Origin of the sequence: Paenibacillus sp. FSL H3-0302, assembly GCF_037982245.1 — a bacterium.
Taxonomy (GTDB): Bacteria; Bacillota; Bacilli; order Paenibacillales; family Paenibacillaceae; genus Paenibacillus_AQ; species Paenibacillus_AQ odorifer.
The window spans coordinates 4,465,159-4,485,238 of the sequence record NZ_CP150284.1 but is presented as its reverse complement, the minus strand read 5'-3'; the positions used below and the strand labels follow the sequence as shown (position 1 = coordinate 4,485,238).

At 41.4% G+C, this 20,080-nt stretch carries 19 protein-coding genes; 14 read left to right on the top strand and 5 right to left on the bottom strand.

All coding sequences use genetic code 11. From position 1 onward, the window contains the following. The first annotated feature begins 2 nt into the window (after positions 1 to 2). Complete coding sequence (locus MHH50_RS19930; RefSeq protein ID WP_076304866.1) at positions 3 to 767, top strand: ABC transporter ATP-binding protein; 765 nt, start codon at positions 3 to 5, stop codon at positions 765 to 767. Positions 768 to 1,010: 243 nt separating this feature from the next. Here MHH50_RS19930 and MHH50_RS19925 read toward each other — a convergent pair whose 3' ends face one another. Beyond that, positions 1,011 to 2,873, bottom strand: coding sequence for a rhamnogalacturonan lyase (locus MHH50_RS19925; protein WP_175617283.1), 1,863 nt, complete (start codon positions 2,871 to 2,873; stop codon positions 1,011 to 1,013). Positions 2,874 to 3,029: 156 nt separating this feature from the next. Between MHH50_RS19925 and MHH50_RS19920 the strand changes: the two genes are divergently transcribed. Next, positions 3,030 to 4,073 carry a phosphotransferase gene (locus MHH50_RS19920; protein WP_076278733.1) on the top strand — a complete coding sequence of 348 codons (1,044 nt, stop codon included), beginning with the start codon at positions 3,030 to 3,032 and terminating at the stop codon, positions 4,071 to 4,073. A gap of 136 nt (positions 4,074 to 4,209) precedes the next feature. Then, positions 4,210 to 4,962 (top strand): hypothetical protein, encoded by a 753-nt coding sequence (locus tag MHH50_RS19915; protein ID WP_280753048.1) that lies wholly within the window; start codon positions 4,210 to 4,212, stop codon positions 4,960 to 4,962. A 23-nt stretch (positions 4,963 to 4,985) separates the two neighbouring features. Here the strand turns inward: MHH50_RS19915 and MHH50_RS19910 are convergent, their stop codons facing one another. Both MHH50_RS19910 and MHH50_RS19905 read right to left on the bottom strand, forming a co-directional pair. Further along, on the bottom strand, positions 4,986 to 6,251 hold the full coding sequence (locus MHH50_RS19910) for an MFS transporter (RefSeq protein ID WP_340033309.1): 1,266 nt from the start codon (positions 6,249 to 6,251) through the stop codon (positions 4,986 to 4,988). A 48-nt stretch (positions 6,252 to 6,299) separates the two neighbouring features. Then, the gene (locus MHH50_RS19905; protein WP_340033308.1) at positions 6,300 to 7,211 is read right to left on the bottom strand and encodes a LacI family DNA-binding transcriptional regulator; all 912 of its coding nucleotides are present in this window, start codon (positions 7,209 to 7,211) and stop codon (positions 6,300 to 6,302) included. A 640-nt stretch (positions 7,212 to 7,851) separates the two neighbouring features. On the opposite strand from MHH50_RS19905, the gene MHH50_RS19900 reads away from it, so the two are divergent. Together MHH50_RS19900 and MHH50_RS19895 are read left to right on the top strand one after the other, a co-directional pair. After that, positions 7,852 to 8,403 (top strand): polymer-forming cytoskeletal protein, encoded by a 552-nt coding sequence (locus MHH50_RS19900; RefSeq protein WP_076183054.1) that lies wholly within the window; start codon positions 7,852 to 7,854, stop codon positions 8,401 to 8,403. Between the two features lie 620 nt (positions 8,404 to 9,023). Continuing rightward, the gene (locus MHH50_RS19895) at positions 9,024 to 9,269 is read left to right on the top strand and encodes a hypothetical protein (RefSeq protein WP_036688955.1); all 246 of its coding nucleotides are present in this window, start codon (positions 9,024 to 9,026) and stop codon (positions 9,267 to 9,269) included. A gap of 62 nt (positions 9,270 to 9,331) precedes the next feature. Here the strand turns inward: MHH50_RS19895 and MHH50_RS19890 are convergent, their stop codons facing one another. Then, a complete protein-coding gene (locus tag MHH50_RS19890) occupies positions 9,332 to 9,949 on the bottom strand; it encodes a histidine phosphatase family protein (protein ID WP_076301738.1) in 618 nt (205 codons plus the stop codon). 158 nt (positions 9,950 to 10,107) lie between these two features. On the opposite strand from MHH50_RS19890, the gene MHH50_RS19885 reads away from it, so the two are divergent. The 8 genes from MHH50_RS19885 (at position 10,108) to rbsB (ending at position 17,383) form a co-directional block, all read left to right on the top strand. Continuing rightward, complete coding sequence (locus tag MHH50_RS19885; protein ID WP_312148331.1) at positions 10,108 to 11,010, top strand: LysR family transcriptional regulator; 903 nt, start codon at positions 10,108 to 10,110, stop codon at positions 11,008 to 11,010. A 62-nt stretch (positions 11,011 to 11,072) separates the two neighbouring features. Then, positions 11,073 to 11,540, top strand: a complete 468-nt coding sequence (locus MHH50_RS19880) for a DinB family protein (protein WP_076127369.1) — start codon at positions 11,073 to 11,075, stop codon at positions 11,538 to 11,540. A 147-nt stretch (positions 11,541 to 11,687) separates the two neighbouring features. Beyond that, the gene (locus tag MHH50_RS19875) at positions 11,688 to 12,668 is read left to right on the top strand and encodes a LacI family DNA-binding transcriptional regulator (RefSeq protein WP_076127368.1); all 981 of its coding nucleotides are present in this window, start codon (positions 11,688 to 11,690) and stop codon (positions 12,666 to 12,668) included. A gap of 27 nt (positions 12,669 to 12,695) precedes the next feature. Further along, a complete protein-coding gene (rbsK, locus tag MHH50_RS19870; protein ID WP_340033307.1) occupies positions 12,696 to 13,574 on the top strand; it encodes a ribokinase in 879 nt (292 codons plus the stop codon). 2 nt (positions 13,575 to 13,576) lie between these two features. Continuing rightward, the gene (gene rbsD / locus MHH50_RS19865; protein WP_076183047.1) at positions 13,577 to 13,972 is read left to right on the top strand and encodes a D-ribose pyranase; all 396 of its coding nucleotides are present in this window, start codon (positions 13,577 to 13,579) and stop codon (positions 13,970 to 13,972) included. A gap of 21 nt (positions 13,973 to 13,993) precedes the next feature. Continuing rightward, a complete protein-coding gene (locus tag MHH50_RS19860; protein WP_076218180.1) occupies positions 13,994 to 15,475 on the top strand; it encodes a sugar ABC transporter ATP-binding protein in 1,482 nt (493 codons plus the stop codon). 2 nt (positions 15,476 to 15,477) lie between these two features. Then, positions 15,478 to 16,446: a ribose ABC transporter permease gene (gene rbsC / locus MHH50_RS19855; protein WP_340033306.1), complete on the top strand. Its 969-nt coding sequence runs from the start codon at positions 15,478 to 15,480 to the stop codon at positions 16,444 to 16,446. Positions 16,447 to 16,459: 13 nt separating this feature from the next. After that, entirely contained in the window at positions 16,460 to 17,383 is a 924-nt protein-coding gene (gene rbsB / locus MHH50_RS19850) for a ribose ABC transporter substrate-binding protein RbsB (RefSeq protein WP_076218178.1), read from the top strand. A 69-nt stretch (positions 17,384 to 17,452) separates the two neighbouring features. On the opposite strand, the gene MHH50_RS19845 is transcribed toward rbsB, so the two are convergent. Further along, entirely contained in the window at positions 17,453 to 19,318 is a 1,866-nt protein-coding gene (locus MHH50_RS19845; RefSeq protein WP_076218177.1) for an LTA synthase family protein, read from the bottom strand. Positions 19,319 to 19,524: 206 nt separating this feature from the next. Between MHH50_RS19845 and MHH50_RS19840 the strand changes: the two genes are divergently transcribed. Beyond that, a complete protein-coding gene (locus MHH50_RS19840) occupies positions 19,525 to 20,073 on the top strand; it encodes a sigma-70 family RNA polymerase sigma factor (RefSeq protein ID WP_340033305.1) in 549 nt (182 codons plus the stop codon). Positions 20,074 to 20,080: the final 7 nt, after the last annotated feature.

The window sequence follows — 20,080 nt, the reverse complement described above, 5'->3', positions numbered from 1 at the left end:
GAATGTTCATATTAGAGACGAAAGGGTTAATAAAAAGTTATTCAACAGGGCAAGGAACTCCGCAGTCGATATTAAAGGATGTTCAGCTTCAGGTGTCTCAGGGGGAATTCATAGCTGTCATGGGACCTTCTGGTTCAGGAAAATCAACATTGCTGTATACGATCAGCGGGATGGATAAGTTGACAGAGGGAAGTGTTATTTTTAAAGGGCAGGAGATCAGCGGAGTTTCAGAGAACGAATTAGCCGGTCTGCGCTTAAAGCATATGGGCTTTATTTTTCAGCAAATGCATCTGTTAAAAAACTTGAATATCCGCGACAATATCATCCTGTCTGCTTATCGGGCGAGAACCAGCAGCCGTAGAACTATCAATAAAAGAGCAGCTGAGTTAATGAACAAAACAGGAATATCTGCGCTGGCTGAACGTGATATTACACAGGTGTCAGGAGGACAATTACAAAGAGCAGCAATCTGCAGAGCACTCATTAATCAGCCTGATATATTATTTGGCGATGAGCCAACCGGGGCGCTTAACTCAAAAGCAGCTAGTGAAATCATGGACATATTAGCAGATATTAATCAATCAGGAACAACGCTTATAATCGCCACACATGATGCTAAAGTCGCTGCTCAAGCTGAGCGTGTCTTGTATATGCTAGATGGCAGCATTGCAGCTGAGCAACGGCTTGGAAAATATAATCGCGTAGATGGGGAATTGAAAAGGCGGGAGGAGAAGCTTGCAGCTTGGCTATTAAAGCTGGGGTTCTAATTGGGGATCTAGCGCTGTACGAATGTCAAACAACGTTTTGCAGTTTAATATCTGCCCAGCACTAAAACCTATCCTATATGCAATAATAACCACTCAATGCGAAGGCATTAAACAATTAAAAAAACTATTAACGCACCTCGATCATTGCTGATGCTGGTATAAACCGAACAAAAAAGCAGTTGCCCCGGCACATCCGGATAACAGCAATTGCTTTTTTGTTCACTTACTGATTCTTTAGAAAGCTTACGGCACTACGTAGATATTGGGTTTAGACACAGTGGCCATACCGTTGCCTAGGAAAAATCCTGTGTGCGGAGGTTGATTGTAAGCTGTATTCTGCCAGGCAATGCTTAACCGATATACTGGATCATGCATTAAGGTATATATTTTATTAGTGGTGATGTTCGTAGTTGTATAGATTCGTAGAGCCGAGTTATCGGACTTTCTCCAGATAGCCTCTTCGCGCCAGTCTCCAAGCAGGTCGGCCTGTAGGCTTGGCGTTGCTTTGGTACTATTGTTGGATGCTACGCTCGCTCCGGTTAATAAATTGGTAACGGAGTTGCTTGCAGGGTTCCATTTATCAATCTTGACACCATCCAGCAGTTCGCGGGACAAGTCGCCATCCCACCAGATTCCAAAATTCACAGAAGGCATTGAGCTGCTTATTTTGGTGCCTGTAATGGAGTATAGGCCAACGCCGTGAGCCCATACCTCTTCCCCGGGATAATTGGGATCAATATCGGCAGCCATCCCCCGGCCGGTATCTTTTCCCGTGTATACACCCCATAAGACCGTCCCGTTTGCAGCATCCCATACCGCAGCACCATAGGGAGAACTAGTGTTTTCCATGACTTTAAAAACTTCGAGACCGGGGCGGTTCGGATTTAAATCGCCTACATGCAGCGCGTCTCCATGACCCAGCCCTGTATTGTATAAGGTCGCACCGTTATTATCAATGGTTAAGGCACCATAAATGATCTCATCCTTACCATCGTTATCCACATCGGCAACACTTAAACTATGATTACCTTGACCGGCGGTTCCAGCATTGGTGGAGCTATTGCTATCAAAGGTCCATTTACGGGTCAAAGCACTGCCATTCCAGTCAAAAGCTACAACGACTGTGCGTGTATAATAACCACGTGCCATAATGATGCTTGGATGTACTCCATCCAGATAGGCTACACCTGCTAAAAAGCGGTCTACTCGATTGCCGTAATTGTCACCCCAACTGGATACGGTTCCTCTGGCAGGAACATAATCAATCGTGGTTAAGGTTTTGCCCGTTTGTCCGGAAAATACACTCAGATATTCAGGCCCGGTCAGGATATATCCACTGGAGTTGCGATAATCTGCACTTGTGTTTCCAAGGGTTACGCCAACTCCGTCAACTGTACCGTCTGCTGTTTTGCAGACTACTTCGGCTTTACCATCACCATTGAAATCATAGACTAGAAATTGAGTATAATGTGCGCCAGCCCGAATATTTTTACCCAGATCAATTCGCCATAGCCGAGTTCCATTCAGCTTATAGGCATCCAGATAGACGTTGCCTGTATAGCCACTTTGCGAGTTGTCTTTGGAATTGGAAGGATCCCACTTCAACACGATTTCATATTCTCCGTCACCGTCTAAGTCGCCCACGCTGGCATCATTGGCACTATAGGTATAACTTACGCCATCTGGCGTAGTGCCGCCTGCCGGAATCTGAATCGGAACGTCCAAATAATTGTTGGCCCATACATTTGCTGCTGGGGAATCTGATTGCTCAATACCGCCGACGATTGCTCGAACTGTATAGCTAGACGAAGTTATGCCAGCGTTATCCTGATAATTCGTGCTGTCCGTGATTGGGGTAACGTTTACTTTTGTACCATTGCGGTATAAATTAAAAGAAACCGACAGTTCTTCTGTTCCGAGTAGCCGCCAGCTCACAAATACACCGCTGGATACCTTCACTGCTACTAGTCCCCGATTTAGCTTTTCCGCTTGCCGGGCAGATGCTGCCGACACAGAGGAAAGAGAGCCAAAAGCTGCCGTCCCTAAGGTAAAGACTAAAAACCAAATGATTACAAGATACCCTGATTGATGTAACCGCTTACTCATTAACGAAGCCTCCTTTTCATTTTTGGTTCACGAGGGTTACACAGGATGTCATAGTGAACAGTACATAATATTTCATAAAGATAAAAATATGTTTTAAATTTACTTGAACCATTTTAAATGAGTACGACTTTACTCACACAGAAAGGAATACATAACATGGAAAATATAAGCTATAATTTAAAATTCGCTACACTTTGTGCCAAATATAATCTGGGTCTGTTGATGAATGAACCTGAACCGATAACAGGCGGACTCTTGCACAGAATGTATCGCCTGCAAACGGATAAAGCGCAATACGCAGTAAAGGCCTTAAATCCTCAAATTATGCAACGAGATACAGCAATGTCCAATTATATTTTTTCTGAAATGGTTGCGAATCTGGCTTATCAAAAGGGAATCCATGCTGTTCCGGCAATCGTATCTAATGGCAGTAGTATGCACGAGGTTGAAGGGCAATTTTATTTATTGTTTCCATGGGTTCAGGGGAAGGCATTACCTTTAGATGAAATAGATTTAGATTGTTGTAAAAAGATTGGGGCAATTCTTGCGCAGCTCCACATCATCGATTTCTCACAGGGAACGGATGATCATCACTTTGAAACGCTTATAGCGTCTAAGGCTGCAGTTGAAAATTGGAAGGAGCTTGCTCTCAAAGGAGAGCAGCAGGGTGCAGAATGGTCAAGCTTGCTGGCAGATCACCTGCATAAGATAGAGAATTGGGAGTCATTGATTCATTCTTCAGCGAGTCTATTGACGAATCATTATGTTATCAGCCATCGGGATTTAGACCCCAAAAATGTCTTGTGGGATGAGCAGAAAGTTCCGATAATAATCGATTGGGAAGCAGCAGGACCTATTCATCCTACGTTAGAGCTGATAGATGTAGCTTTATATTGGTCAGGTTCTGAATCGGGAGATTTAAGCAAAAAGGCATTCTCAAATTTGATTAACAGCTATCTGGAGCATGGCGGAGAGATTTATGCGGATTGGCAGGTTGTGCTCAACTATGGCTTTTTGGGAAAATTAGAATGGTTAGCTTACAATATCAGACGTTCGCTAGGACTGGAGAGCTCAGATGATGCAGAACGGGAGCTGGGTACTCGTGAGGTAATCCGTACGATTAATGCATTACACGACTACGCTGATTTTATTCCACAATGTTTATTATGGTTGGGAGATTTAGAGGAAGGTAGTGCCTAATCTATTAAAGGAGAACTTATTTATGAATGTTATTAACGCTACGATGGAAGATATAAATGGATGAGTGTGTTCCGATGGACCGGAAGGGGGTTCACGCCAAAAGTTTAAACTGACTGTACGTTAAAAAGGAGGACTTATGAAGAAGTTTATAGTTATATCTGGCGTCTCGCTATTTTTGCTGGCGATTTCTTTTAACCCATTGTTCAACTATATACGTGAGTACATAATCTCTGATCAAATTAATCAGCGTTATGAGATAAAGCATGCTGAAAAAGAATATAACCCAATAAACGTACAAGAGATAACGGTTGATGATAAGAATATTAAAATCAGGGAAGAAAAAACAGGCAGGAAAGCAGAGTTGACCCCATGGGATGAAGAGGAGAAGGTCCCGCCTGGTGATATTGTCAAAGTTCAGTTCTTATTAAATGATCAAAAAATCTCCACCCCTGATGAAATATGGCTATCCAATCGGGACAGAGGCAGCAGGTATTTTTCGTGGATAGATATTCTCACAGTAAAGGACCGAAAGACTGGTGAGAATCAAATAAATATAGTCCAAAGACTGACCGACGATAGTCAACCCATGGAAACAAGAAAATGGAAAATCATCACGATTGCACAAGACGGAGAAGTAGACGAAGAGGTTCTCAGCTATGCGCAAAGAAGCAACAATCATTTAGGCGTCAAGCTAATCGAGTTCTCCGGTACCTCCCTTATGGGTATGGGCTATTATTCAGATGTTACTAAGGCCTATCCTAGTATTTTCTTCCCACTCCTATTTCCGTTTCTAACTGGAATAGCGGGTCTCCTGTTATTGATTTTTCTGGTTGTTTTATTACTGTTTGAGCTTCATCTTAGACGCGTTATTAGAAAAAGAGGGCGATAAAGAACACAGGATACGTTCTGAAATTACTTGTAGTTTCGAATTACCTTTAATTTAGTGATAGTTGATAAGGCAAACAGCAGCAGTAAGACTCCGATTGAACCCATGACAGGACCAGGGCTGAAGAGATCAGACAAGGATGAGACAGCAGTAAGACCAATGGATGGGGCTACACTCATGATAGAACCTAATACACCGAACACCCTACCTTGGAGGTCTTCTGAAACTTCCAGCCTAAGGATTGTATTAATCAGCAACGTGCAGAATGAGAACATGAAGCCAATTACAAGAATGATAGGAATGGCAATCGCAGCGGAAGTGACGAATGATAACAGGAGGTACAGGGGACCGAGACATAGCAGTCCAGTCATAATAAGAAATCCTCTATTCTTCAATTTGGAGCCGAGCAGTAAGATCAGACCGGATCCGATCATATAACCAAGTGGAATACAGGCTTCAATAAGTCCAAACTGAAAGGGAGTGGAATCCCACACGTTGACGGCCATAACCTGGGTCAACATCAGGGAGGGGACAAAAAATAAGGTTAAGGTAGGAAGCATAATCATAACGGCTCTTGCAAAAGGGTATCTCCAAATATAGCGAATTCCATCGATCAAATCCTGTGTGAATTTCCGTTCCTTCTTGGGCACGTTGTTTAATTGAGTTGGCAAAGGAAGGGAACGGACCGCTAACACGAGCAGAAAGGAGAGGAAGAATGTAGCTCCATCAAATAAAATAGCGTCGGCTGCTCCAAAACTCGCTACGAAAATCCCACCGGCGGAATAACCAATAGTCCGGCAGATGTTTTCAGACAAGTTCAACAGTCCTACCGCTTTTTGTAGATGTTCTTTACCAACAACAGTAGTGATAGAAGCTTGGTATGCCGGGGACTGGAATAAAGCTGAAATGGTCGTAAGACCCGTCAGTATGGCGACGATAATGAACGAAGTAGAGGGCAGGGAAATGGCTAAAGCTAGTGTCACTACGAGTCCGCAACTTATCAGATCTGTGATCAGCATGAGGGTTCGACGATTGACCCTATCCGCAAAAGTTCCCCCTATCGATCCGAGCAAAGAACTAAGCAATAAATTGATTATCGTGATGATGGCAATCATTTTGGCGCTGCCGGTCGTTTGCAGTACCCATAAACTTAAAGCAATACTATGAAAAGTGTTACCGAACAAGGAAATGGAGTACGAACTGAGTAGAAGCAGGAATCTCCAATTTCCCCAAAGAGAGGGATGAGCTTGAACAGCAGAGGGAACTTGTTTCACTAATACAGGACCAGGCATAAGTTATGCTCCTTTCAACTTAAACGCTTAAGCGAATGGCCAAAAAAATTATTCTACAAAATAACAATTATTTTCTTGTGCGGAGTAGTCAGAATGATGCAATAATTTGTTCATGAGTTCAAATGCAGTAGCCGCTTTATCCCCTGTGAAAATGAATTTATGAACGTCATCTCCTAATATTTCCGGACAATTGCAGGTGCAAAGAACAGAGAGTTGTTCGAACCTCCCGTTTTTTTCAACGTAACTTCCAATAAACTCATTAATGACAATGGCCTCTTTATAGCCCCCCTCCTGTAAGAATGTATTTAATTCCTCCAAATTGACAACGGTGAATATCGCTTCTTGAGGTAATGGAAGACTGTCCTGAATAAAGCGGGTGAGGAAAGAGTTATTGAAGCTCTCCATAATTAAACATACCTGTGAAAGGTCCTGTGGTTTTACCTTTTGCAGAGCTGCTCGATAGTTGAAAAGGACCTGCTTAAAGAGTTTATCTTCAATCATGCTGTCGATCAGAATCAAAGGAATTCCTTCTACAAAATGCTTGGAGATCGAATAAAAGGCTTCCTCGCGCACATCGATCAGAAATACAGCCTCCAGCTTTCTTTCTACGATAATATCCAAAGAAGGCTGGTCAACATCAAGTGAATATAGCAGCGTATGGTAACCAGCATTTGTTAACCGTTGTTCCAAGGCATGTATAAATGAGAACTGGGCATGGAGCTTCCAGTGTGGGGTATGGGCTGCTGTGTTAACAAGCACACCGACCAATCCTGTTTTCTGATTCGCAAGTGAACGTGCTGCCAGATTTGGTATGTAATGCAGTTCCTCGGCAAGCTGAAGAATCTGCTGGCGCGTTTTCTCAGGAATGGTTTGGTTGCCGACACGATTCAGAACATAGCTCACTGTTGCGACGGAGACATTGGCACGAAGTGCGATGTCCTTCATGGTTGTCTTTTTCACCAGTAAATAGCTCCCTTATCCTTGTGATATTTTCTAAAGATTAACATTCTGATTCTAAAGCGTCAATGGGGGGTGAGAGAGCAGTCAGATGACCCTGTTAAGTAGCTAGAAATGGAAGAATGTAGCCCTTGAGATTCAACTCTGGGAAGATCTGCTTGATAATCGTCTTAAGCTAAATTATACGAAACAAGCTTTATGCAAAAGCTGAAAAAATGCTTATTAACCCAATGGTCATCCTTCCGCTGTATTATTTTTATGCTGGAGTTTTGCATAAACCTAACATTAAAAAAGTAAGTGTAGAGTATGATGGTTCCATATCTTTTTCAAGAGAATATCTAATCTAAAGATTTATAGTAATAAAGATTATGAGATGCTTCCGCAGTTATTGGGAGTGTCCTTTTTGTGTGGAATTAATCACCTTTGTGACCTTTCTTAAAATTTGGGTAAATAAGTATTAAGATCTATGAACTTAAAACGGGCAGCGAGATGAGGTGTTACTTATGGATACGATTCCGGATGGAAAGGAGTGATCTTTGTGAAACCGCTTCAGATAACGACACAATATTGTGAAAATTTTCACCTGTTTATTAAAAATTTTAATATATAATTAATTTATAATCAAAAACAAGGGGGATTTCAAATGAAGTTATTTAAAATGATGTTAGTAGCAGGCGTCTCGGTTGCAGTCTTGTCTGGTTGTGGTGCGAATAATAATAATGCGACTAATTCGGCGGCTACTACGGCTCCAACTACAGAGCAAACGGATGCAGTTACTACAGCTTCAATCGTAAATCAAGCAGATGCGTTTACCAAGGCTGTAAGTAAAGATGGAAATTGGATTATTGCCATTCTAAATGATGTGACGATTGCCCAAGATGTTGTTGTTGAAGGCGAATTCCATGATAAAGGGGCCGCAGACGGCGACATCTACCGTAAGATTGCTCTTTATGCCCAAGACGCTGATCACAAAGTTACTGCCAATTACACACTCACTGTACCTAAGTTAACTGTACAAAGTGAAAATTTACGGGTTCAAGGCGGAACCATTAAAGGTGATGTTTATGTAGAAGCGAACGGATTTAATCTGCATGAAACCTCGACTATTGATGGAAATCTTTACTTCGCAAACGAAGATGTGAAAGCAACTGCAGGGATTGAAGGTAAAGTGACTGGGGCAACTGAAGTTAAATAAGTTAGTGATGTTTTCGATTAGTTAGATGTAGAAGTTGAAGGACTAAATAGATAGAATTATCCGGATAGGTTCAGGAAAAAGGAATCAGTATGAATGGGCAAACTCATAATGGACTACACCCCATCTAGTTACCATATGAGAGCCGACGGAAGCTTTGAAGTAACAAGTAATGGAGTATTGAAGTGTACAGTAGATGGTTTTAACTGTATTTTGTACAACTAAAATGCTCAAAATGCTCGGCCAATGAAAATAGCTGTATTTAGTACATCTATTTTCTTGATTTAATACTCTACAGGCTATTTCTCTAGTTTTTAATTGTATAGAATACACTTAAAGTTAGAATTAGCCCTTGTGGATATGGAATAAGTGTATAGAATGCAGTTATCTTACAAATTTCAACAAGATAGTGCGTTACAACGGAGTGGGTATCCGAAAGCTACGAATGATTAAGCTTAGCTCGTAACCTACTCAAGCAAACCACCGCAGACCCAAAACACCAGGCAGTGAACCTCCAACGGAGAATCGCTGCCTGGTTGTTTTTTGTGGATGAATATATGAACTATTGTTGATTTTCTTCATATTGACTTATAATATTACTACCACTACTAGGAGGAACACATATGTCTAAGGAGTATTCGCGCACATATATTGAGAGCGTAAAGCTTGAAATGTTAAATAGGTTGGGATTAAAGCAGGTGTTCTTCAAGGAGCAAATAGGGGATAGCTTAATTTTTGAAGCTGTGGGCTTTGATAAAGGGGCAAAACATCGCTTTTGCGTTAGACCAAAGACGAAAACGATTGATGAATTCATTTCAGGCAAATGGATGAAGGTCCGCAGTTTTATAATCAAAAGTGTGGATATTTAATGTTAAACCCTATAAAGGTAGCCCCGTTAATCGGAGTTACCTTTTTATTTTTTGACCCATAGTCATTGATAATGTGAAGTATCTCCATACAGATCGATGGTTGTATTGTTATCAGTTAGGGTTACTTTACATAATGCTGTAGAGAGAATATCCGGTAACTCCCCAATTTCCTGCAATGATTTATTGAGAAAATAAGCCATAATGACTTTTAAAGTCATCCGATGCGTGACGATGAGCACTTCTAGCCCTACGTTATCGTTTATGATGCGCTCCATTGTCGGCACTACTCTTTGTTCAAGCTGCTTGTAAGTTTCACCTGAGGTTAGAGGAATATATAGATCGGGTCTGGTGAAAAAATGGGAATATTGTAAAGGGGATTCTAGTTGTATCTGATCCGTATTCATTCCTTCCCAGCTCCCCATGTTAATTTCCATTAAAGAAACTTGCTGATGGATAGGTAAACTCCGCTTTCCCCGTAAAATCTGCGCAGTATGCAATGCTCTTGGACTAGTACTAGAATAAATTGCGCCTAAGTTTTCTACTTCCAAACGATCTCTTAACCATTCCGCCTGCTGTTCACCCAAGGCTGTAAGCGCAGAATTTTGATGCCCTTGCATTCGTTTTTGTAAATTCCATTCTGTTTGCCCGTGGCGGGTTAAGTAGAATACTGTTTTTGTCATTAACGTGACCTCCCTTATGAATAGTTGTAAGTATAAGATAAATAAATATAAATAAACAATATATAATAGTTAACATCCATAATGTATAGTTATAATAAAATGGCTGAGGATAAGCGGCGAATACAGATATTATTTTATAAAGTGAGGAAGAGTTGACGATGAACTATCATGTATTAAAATTGTTTTATTACGTTGCGATCACAGGTAGTGTGACCAAAGCCTCTGAACGTTTGCATATCAGTCAACCCGCTATATCAGCGCAAATCCGTAAGTTTGAACGGGAGAATCATATTTTATTATTTGAAATTAAAGGAAAGAGGATGGTGCTCACCCCTTTAGGAAAAAGGTTAATCGAACCTCTTGAAAAGTTTTTTGCCATGGGTGATCAAGTCCAGCAAATCATTGAAGACTATCACAAATTTCCTGAGGGGAATCTGCGGATTGCAGGTAATTATTTAGCGACAAGCATCCTCATTCCCCGGTGGGCGTCATTATTCAAACAATCTTTTCCGGAAGTTAACATTCAGATCACTACTACTAATTCTCATGGTGTCATGGAAAAATTAAATAATTTTGAAGCAGACGTGGCGATTTACAGTGATATGGAGTTTCCTTCGCATAATACAGGAGTGTTCGAACATCGGGAGTTATATAGGGACGAGTATGTATTCGTGGTTTCTTCCCATCACCCTATTGCCAATCAGCAGGCTAGCTTTGAAGAAGTAATGTCTGAAGCATTTATTATGAGGGAAGAGGGCAGTGCAGCCAGAGAGCGGCTTGTCCGGTTGTGTGAAGAAAGAAGTGTACAGCAGCCAACGATTGGGCTTCAATTTAATGGAGTGAATGAAGTTATTCAAGCTGTCATTGCCGGTTATGGAATTAGTTATGTATCCGCTTTGTTGGCGAAACCTTATCTTGATCAGGGAACATTAGCTAAAATAGCAGTAGAAAATGTAGTCTCCAAGCATTCGATATGGATGGGCTACAGAAAGAAGGAACTTCAAGAAAGTTATATGCAGTCGTTTATTACGCTCGTTATGAAACAATTAAGTATAAAATAATTTTAGGAAATTAAAGATAATCTCATGGTAAACTATGGATGAAAATATTAGGAGGGGTCATAATGGATCAAATTGTATTCAAACAAATTAAGTTTGTGCGAAGTGTTACTGTGCGTGCTGTCGAGGGACTATCTGAGGGAACTTTGAATAGCATTCCAGAAGGGTTTAATAACAATATCCGATGGAATTTGGGACATATTTATTTGGTGCAAGAGAAGTTTGCCTTTCATTCTGCTCGGGAGCTTATGCAATTGCCGGCAAGCTTTGAACGCTTATTTGCGAAAGGGACTAAACCAGCCGAGTGGAATGAGGAACCGCCAACGCTTGAAGTTTTACTTGAGATGCTTACGGAGCAACCCAAACGGATCCAGGAAGCTTTTCACAATCGCTTAAGTGAGCAAGTAACCCCTCTTACAACAGGAAGTGGATTAACCTTAAATTCAATCGGTGAATTCATAAATTTCACACTTTACCATGAAGGTATGCATTTCAATACAATAAAATTATTAAATCGCTTTGCAGATAAATAAATTCAAATAACAAAAGATATCGATATATAGTTGGTATCTTTTGTTAGCTTTATGATCGAAAAAAAGATTTGTAAATGAAAAGGTTATGTGATAATCTAATTTATGTAATACATGTAACCGGTTACATATTGGGGGATGAATGAAAGAATGATGACGATCAAAGATGTCGCAAAAATAGCTGGAGTTTCGGTAGCAACAGTCTCACGGGTTATAAATGAATCTGGATATGTGAATATCGATACTCGCAAAAAGGTTGAGGCAGCGATCAAAGAAATGAATTATACCCCTAATGAGGTTGCAAGATCATTATACAAGCGGAAATCTAAATTAATCGGGCTGCTCTTGCCTGATATTACTAACCCGTTCTTCCCGCAGTTAGCGCGGGGGATAGAGGATCGGATGCAGGAGCAAGGTTATCGGATCATCTTTGGCAATAGTGATGAGAACGAGGACAAAGAGATGGATTATATTCAAACCTTTATCCAAAACAATGTCATTGGCATGATATCGTCAACCAATTTCCCTGAGAGTGACGTTTATTCTAACTTGAAGATTCCGGTTGTATTTCTGGACCGTACTTCTAATGATAGCCCTTCCGTATACGCAGATGGCAAAAAGGGCGGACGTCTTGCAGCACAGGAGATTATCGCACGGGGAAGCAAAAAAATTACAGTGATACAAGGACCGGCGCATATCAAACCTGCACAAGATCGATTTCTTGGGGCGATTGAAGTCCTTAATGAAATGGGAATCAGCTATAATGTGATCGAAACTTCATCCTTCTCCCATACAGTAGCAGAACAATGGGCTGTGGAGTTATTTGATAAATATATAGATACGGATGGCGTAATTGCCAGTAATGATATTGTGGCGACGGCAGTCATTCATGAAGCACATCGTTTAGGTAAAAGAGTGCCGCAGGATCTGCAAATCATCGGATTTGATGATATTCCGCTCAGCAGCTTGTTGTCACCTGCTTTATCCACCATTCGCCAGCCGGCACATGATATGGGTAGAGAAGCAGCGGGTTTACTTATTAAGCTAATTGAGCAAGATAAGGTGGAAGAGAAGATTATTCAACTACCCGTTAGCTTTGTGGAGCGGGAAACTACAAGAAGTAAAGAATAGATGACAACATGAGAAAGGTTGATGAATATGGCTAAGATATGTGTAATTGGCAGCTGTTCAATGGATTTAGTAGTGACTTCGAATAAGCGGCCTCACGCGGGTGAGACTGTGCTTGGAGAACAATTCTCCACCGTTCCGGGCGGTAAGGGTGCGAACCAAGCCGTCGCTGCTGCCCGTCTAGGAGCAGAAGTTACGATGGTTGGTTGTGTAGGTGATGATTTCTATGGTACCGCTATCATGGATAATCTGAAAAAGAATCGCGTTTTTACCGCCAATGTGGAACCGGTTACACATGTCGAAAGTGGGACAGCTCACATCATTTTAGCGGAAGGCGATAACAGCATTATCGTTGTAAAAGGAGCCAATGATTTAGTTACTCCTGCATTGGTTGAACGGGCACTTGAGAATATTAAAGGCTCTGACATGGTATTAATCCAACAAGAAATTCCGGAAGAGACGGTGTCTTATGTAAGTGAGATTTGCTATAAATTCAATGTGCCTATGTTGCTTAACCCAGCACCTGCTCGGTCTATCAGTGAAACGATTATAAACAATGCCACCTATTTAACTCCCAATGAACATGAATGTGCAATATTATTTCCTGAGATGAGTACTGCTGAAGCTTTACGCAAATATCCCAATAAGTTATTTATAACCGAGGGCAGCAATGGTGTGCGTTATTACGATGGTAAACAGGAAGTTTTAGTTCCCACCTATAAAGTGAATGCTATAGATACCACTGGAGCAGGAGATACTTTTAATGCGGCATTTGCTGTTGCTCTAGCTGAAGGCAAGTCTATTCGAACTAGTGTAAAGTTTGCCAATCGCGCCGCTTCTTTATCCGTCACAAAATTTGGTGCCCAAGGTGGCATGCCAACAAGAGTAGAGGTGGAGGTGAGTCTTTAATTATGAAAAAACAAGGAATCTTAAACAGTCATATTTCCAAAGTGCTTACTGACTTAGGCCACACCGATACGATTGTCATTGCTGATATTGGATTACCCGTTCCATCTGGTGTTCCAAAGATTGATTTAGCGCTTAAATTGGGAGTTCCCAGCTTTCAAGAGATTGTCGAAATCATATCAGAGGATATGGTCATAGAGAAAGTTATCGTGGCAGAGGAATTAGCAGCAAAAAATAAAGGCACTTCTGAATACTTGAATGACAAATTTAAGGAAATACCTATAGAGGCGATTTCACATGAACAATTTAAATTGTTAACCCGGCATGCGAAGGTCATCATTCGTACGGGGGAAGCTAAGCCGTATGCAAATTGTATTTTACAAGCCGGGGTCTATTTTTGATAAAAAGGGGGTTCAAAGCATATGCACATTACGATGAAGGATATTTATAAATCTTTTGGGGCTAACCGTGTGTTGACGGGTGTGGATTTTGAGCTGAAGGATGGTGAAGTTCATGCCCTAATGGGAGAGAATGGTGCAGGAAAGTCTACTCTGATGAACATTTTGATTGGACTGCATCAGCGTGATCAAGGAACCATTAGTATAGATGGTCAGGAAACATACTTTAACAATCCCAAAGAGGCTGAACGTTATGGGATCGCTTTTATCCATCAGGAGTTGAATGTGTGGCCGGATATGACAGTTCTAGATAATCTGTTTATTGGTAAGGAACGAACCTCCAAACTAGGGATCTTAAATATGAAAGAAATGAAAGCGTTAGCAAATGAACAGTTTCGTAAGCTCTCCGTAACGATTCCCTTAAATCAAGAGGCGGGGGAATGTTCGGTAGGGGAGAAACAGATGATTGAGATTGCAAAAGCGCTTATGACTCATGCAAAAGTTATCGTCATGGACGAACCGACAGCGGCATTAACCGAACGGGAAATCCAGAAATTGTTCGAAGTCATAACTTCCCTTAAAAAGGAAGGCGTCTCCATCGTGTATATTTCGCACCGGATGGAAGAGATTTTTACGATATGTGACCGAATAACGGTCATGCGAGATGGGAAAACAGTAGACACGAAGCCCATTCCAGAGACTAACTTCGATGATGTAGTTCGGAAGATGGTAGGGCGTGAATTAACCGACCGGTTTCCTGAGCGTACCTCCAAACCCGGAGAGGTTGTTCTTGAAGTTAAAAATGCCACGAAAAAAGGGCAATTTAAAGATGTTAATTTCTCCGTTCGTTCGGGTGAGATCTTAGGTTTCTCGGGATTAATGGGATCTGGACGAACAGAAATGATGAGAACCTTATTCGGTTTGGAATCGTTAGACCGTGGAGAAATTATGGTGCGGGGAGAAAAGGTCACGATTCGAAATCCCAATGATGCGATGAAGGCGGGGATAGGATTCGTTACGGAGGACCGTAAAGATGAAGGGTTAGTGCTTGATTTCTCTATTCGAGACAATATGGTGCTTACAAATTTATATAGCTTCGCTCCTAAGGGTGTAATCATTGATAAAAAAGAACAAGAATTTGTAGACATACTTATCAAACGGCTGCACATCAAGACACAGTCTTCCTCCACTTTAGTCCGGAATTTATCCGGGGGGAATCAACAAAAGGTGGTCATCGCCAAATGGATTGGGATCGGCTTAAGTGTGCTTATCCTCGATGAACCTACCCGTGGAGTGGACGTAGGAGCTAAACGGGAGATCTATCAGCTCATGAACGAATTAACGGAACGTGGAGTCGCCATAATCATGGTATCGTCAGAGCTTCCTGAAGTCTTAGGAATGAGCGACCGGATCGTAGTGGTTCATGAAGGGGAAATTAGTGGAGAGCTATCACAACAAGAAGCTACGCAAGAAAAAATCATGACGTTAGCTACAGGGGGGCAATAGTAATGACAACTATCAAAGGTGAGAGAGAAAATAAAGGTTTTCAAATCGGGCAAATTACACAGAAGCTAGGTCCATTACTAGGGCTGATTATTCTAATTGTTATCGTTACGGTGTTGAACCCAAGCTTTATGGAGCCCCTTAATATCCTGAACTTGCTTAGACAAGTTGCCATAAATGCGCTTATCGCTTTTGGGATGACCTTTGTTATTCTAACGGGTGGTATCGATTTATCGGTGGGTTCTATTCTAGCCCTATCCAGTGCCTTCACCGCTAACCTGATGTTGTCTGGTTGGGATCCTGTCTTAGCCATTATTGTAGGTTGTTTAGCGGGTGGCTTGATGGGGATGGTTAACGGACTGATGATTACAAAAGGTAAAATGGCGCCATTTATCGCTACGTTGGCGACCATGACGATTTTCCGGGGATTAACACTTGTATACACAGACGGTAATCCGATCACAGGTCTCGGAGACAGCATGACCTTCCAATTGTTTGGCCGTGGATATTTACTGGGAATACCTGTACCTGCTATAACAATGATCATCGTCTTCGCAGTCTTATGGGTTGTATTGCACAAAACTCCATTTGGTCGTAAAACCTATGCCATTGGTGGTAATGAAAAAGCATCTATTATTTCAGGGATTAAAGTCGACCGCATTAAAATAATGATCTATTCATTGACGGGTATGTTGTCCGCATTGGCAGGAGCGATCTTGACTTCCAGATTGAACTCAGCGCAACCCACAGCAGGCACATCTTATGAGTTGGATGCTATCGCAGCTGTAGTATTAGGCGGTACGAGCTTAACTGGTGGTCGTGGACGTATCGTGGGTACATTGATTGGTGCATTGATTATCGGGATTTTGAACAATGGATTGAACTTGCTCGGCGTATCCTCTTTTTACCAAATGGTGGTCAAAGGGATCGTTATTGCTATTGCCGTACTCATAGACCGTAAGAAAGCCGTATAAGGGGGATTCCAACATGAAAAAGTTAACTTTGATTCTTACTTCCTTACTATTAATTCTCATGACAGGTTGTTCCTTGGAGCCTCCAGAGTGGGCTAAGCCTAGCAGTGGTGGAAGCCTGGAGAATATGAAGATTGGATTATCCATATCTACTTTAAATAACCCCTTCTTTGTATCCGTTAAAGATGGTGTTTTGGCCGAGGCTAAGAAGCAAGGCTTGGAAGTCCTTGTCATTGATGCCCAAAATGATTCTGCTAAACAAAGTAATGACGTCGAAGATTTGATGCAAAAAGGTGTGAATGCGTTATTGATCAATCCAGTGGATTCATCAGCGATCTCGACAGTAGTGCAAACAGCTAACAGTTTAAATATTCCCGTCGTTACGTTGGACCGTTCCGCAGATCAAGGGGATATCAAAGCTCTTGTTGCCTCTGATAATGTAAAGGGTGGCTCTATGGCGGCACAATATATTGTAGAGCAGCTTGGGAAAGGTGCAAAGGTCATCGAGCTAGAAGGATCCCCAGGAGCTTCAGCGACTCGGGAACGCGGTAAGGGATTCCATGAGATTGCGGACAGCCAGCTAGAGGTCATTGCTAAGCAAACGGCTGATTTCGACCGTACGAAAGGGCTGACCGTTATGGAGAACCTTCTACAAGGAAATCCTGGCGTACAAGCAGTTTTCGCTCATAATGATGAAATGGCGCTAGGTGCTATTGAAGCGATTCAAAGTTCAGGCAAGAATATCCCTGTGATTGGTTTTGATGGAAATGAAGATGCACTTAAATCCATCGAAGCTGGTAAATTAACAGGAACCGTTGCGCAGCAGCCTGAATTAATTGGCCAACTAGCCATTCAAGCCGCTAAGGATGTATTAGAAGGCAAAACCGTAGAGAAGCTGATTGCGGCACCGCTTAAACTAGTTGTTAAAGAGTCAAAATAATAATCATTATAGAAAAAGACTGCGCTCACCGATTTGGTGAGCACAGTCTTTTTTGCTATACATTGCAGCTTATTCTTCAATAACTCTATCCGGTAGCTGTGTAACATAGCTGTCTGACAAATGGAGCAGCTGTAAGGCACGCTCGAATTCGTCTTCTGTGGATTGCAGAGGTTGGTTGCCGTTACCAGATAAAGTATAATGCTGGCCATCCTCGAAGCCACTGCCGGATAAGAAGAGCTCTTCGTTATTTACGAAAGATCCTGTAGGCAAGTAATACCGTTGTGGTAGTAAGTTATAAGTTGATTGATTCAAGAGATCTTGTCCGAAATGAATATGATCTGCAAGAGAGACACCCAATAAATTAGATACGGTAGGTAAAATATCCACTTGCCCGCCTAGTTGTTCTTTTACACTAGGAGTTGTAATCCCTGTCGCTGACATGATCAACGGAATATTAATCAATTCACGTTCCGAATATTCATGGCCGAGAATCTCTTCCAGTAGGAGATGATCATCCTCTTTTAGAGAGAAGATAGGCAGTCCACGATGATCCCCGTACAATACGATCAAGCTGTTATCCCACACACCGTTTTGTTTGAGCTCATCGATAAAAAGTCCCAGCGCATAATCAGCATAATTCTGAGCCCGAATATAATCGCCAACAAGCGTTCCTTCGAATCGCTCTGGAAGTGTCATTTTGTATTTATCCTCTGGGATGGAGAACGGATTATGAGATGACATCGAAATTACATGGGAGTAGAAAGGTTGCTCATTCTGATCCATTCTTGCCAGCTCTGCAGCTGTTTTTTCATACAAAACTTCATCAGAAGCGCCATAGAATACAGTGTCTTCTTCCCCGAAGTAAGTTTTATCATAATAACGATTGAATCCCAAAGCACTATAAAGCTCACCACGGTTCCAAAAGTCGACTTCGTTCGTATGGAATGTTGCCGTATCGTAACCTTGTGCTTGCAACAGCTTGGGTAAGCTTGGTAGCTCTTTAGGAGCGTACATTTGGGTAGCTGGACCATCAGGGGGTACATAAAAAGAAGTGTTCACAATAAACTCTGCATCTGAAGTGTTGCCTTGTCCAACCTGCTGGTAGAAACGCGGGAAGTAGAAGCTGCTGGCGGCAAGCTTGTTCATATTTGGTGTGATTTCTTGTCCATCAATCTTTAGATTGATTAAGAAGTTCTGGAAAGACTCCATTTGCAGAATGATTAGATTTTTTCCTTTGGCGGCTCCAAATAAAACCGGATTAGAGCTAGCTTGAATTCCTTTAGTTTTATCAATAGTGGATTGCGTAATCTCAGAAACGTCAATTTGTTCTTCCTCTTGATCAGCTAGCAGAGAGTAGGCTTCATAATTAAGAATGCCCATTTGTTCCGCTTTAATCGTTTCGTTCATACTGGCACGGTTTGGAAAAATATTCATTGCACAAATGATGATGGAAATACAGAACAGGACTGCCACCGCTTTACGGTTACTTTTGCGCGACATGGCTTTTTTCCAATCCAGCGCTTTCTGTTTTCTAAACATAACCAAGCTGATGACAATGATATCCACAAAGATAAGCATATATTGAGGACGAAGGACCGAAAATATACTTTTCTTTACGGCTCCCACTTGTTTGACCTGATCTAATACTTGCGAAGTAGCAATGATGCCAAAATGATTATGATATACAATTAATGAGAAAAATAGAGTAGTAATCAATACATTGACAAGCATGTAAATTGCAATTTTTCGTTTCGTAGCGAACCATTCAATCAAGCAAAAGACTAGAAGTACAAAAGGGATTTCTTTAAGCCAAGTGGTCCAAGTAGGGCCATCTTCAAATAGAAAATACCAGGCAAAATAGCTTTTTACAAGCATAATGAGAGAGAAGAATAGCAGAGATCTTTTACTAAGTGTACGAGGTTCTTTAAACGGCATTGCTTATGCCCATCCTTTTCTTTTTAGATTAGTTCATTCTATTACATTGAAGCGTTTAAAATCAACTAGATTTGGGTATGTCTGAGTGAAATTTTCCTGAATATTACAGTTTAGGTGGATTGAATAGTTCACGATATATAAAAATTTTTTATGAAGATGAACTTTTTACAGTGCTCCTGACTCATATAGGGGAGAGAGGTGAAGGCATGGATGTTGTTCGATTGGTGAAAAAAGCTAAAAAGGGAAATAAAGAAGTTTTGCTGCAATTAATCATGTATGAAAAGGATGTTTTTTATAGGCTTGCTTACAGCTATATGGGAAATGCGCATGATGCTATGGATGCCATGGAGGAAATGATAGTTACGTTATACGAGAAGATTGACCAACTTAAGAAAGAGGAGTCTTTTTACAGCTGGAGTAAGACGATTTTGGTAAACGGCTGTAAAAGGCAACTTCATAAGCGAAGCAAGCTGGTGTTATTAGAGGACTGGAGCATCACTGACGAGAAGGAAAAAGCCGATGTTACATCAGGCGATCCTTATCATAAAAGTGAACAGCAAATGGATATGCAGGCGTTATTGTTACATGTGAACGAGCAGCAAAGAGAAGCAATTCAATTGAAATATTTTCATGATCTCGATTATCAAACGATAGCTGAGATCACACAGGTCTCGATCGGAACTGTTAAATCAAGGATCTACAATGGATTACAAACGCTGAAAAATTATTACAGAGGTGATGTTGATGAACAATAACGTCGAA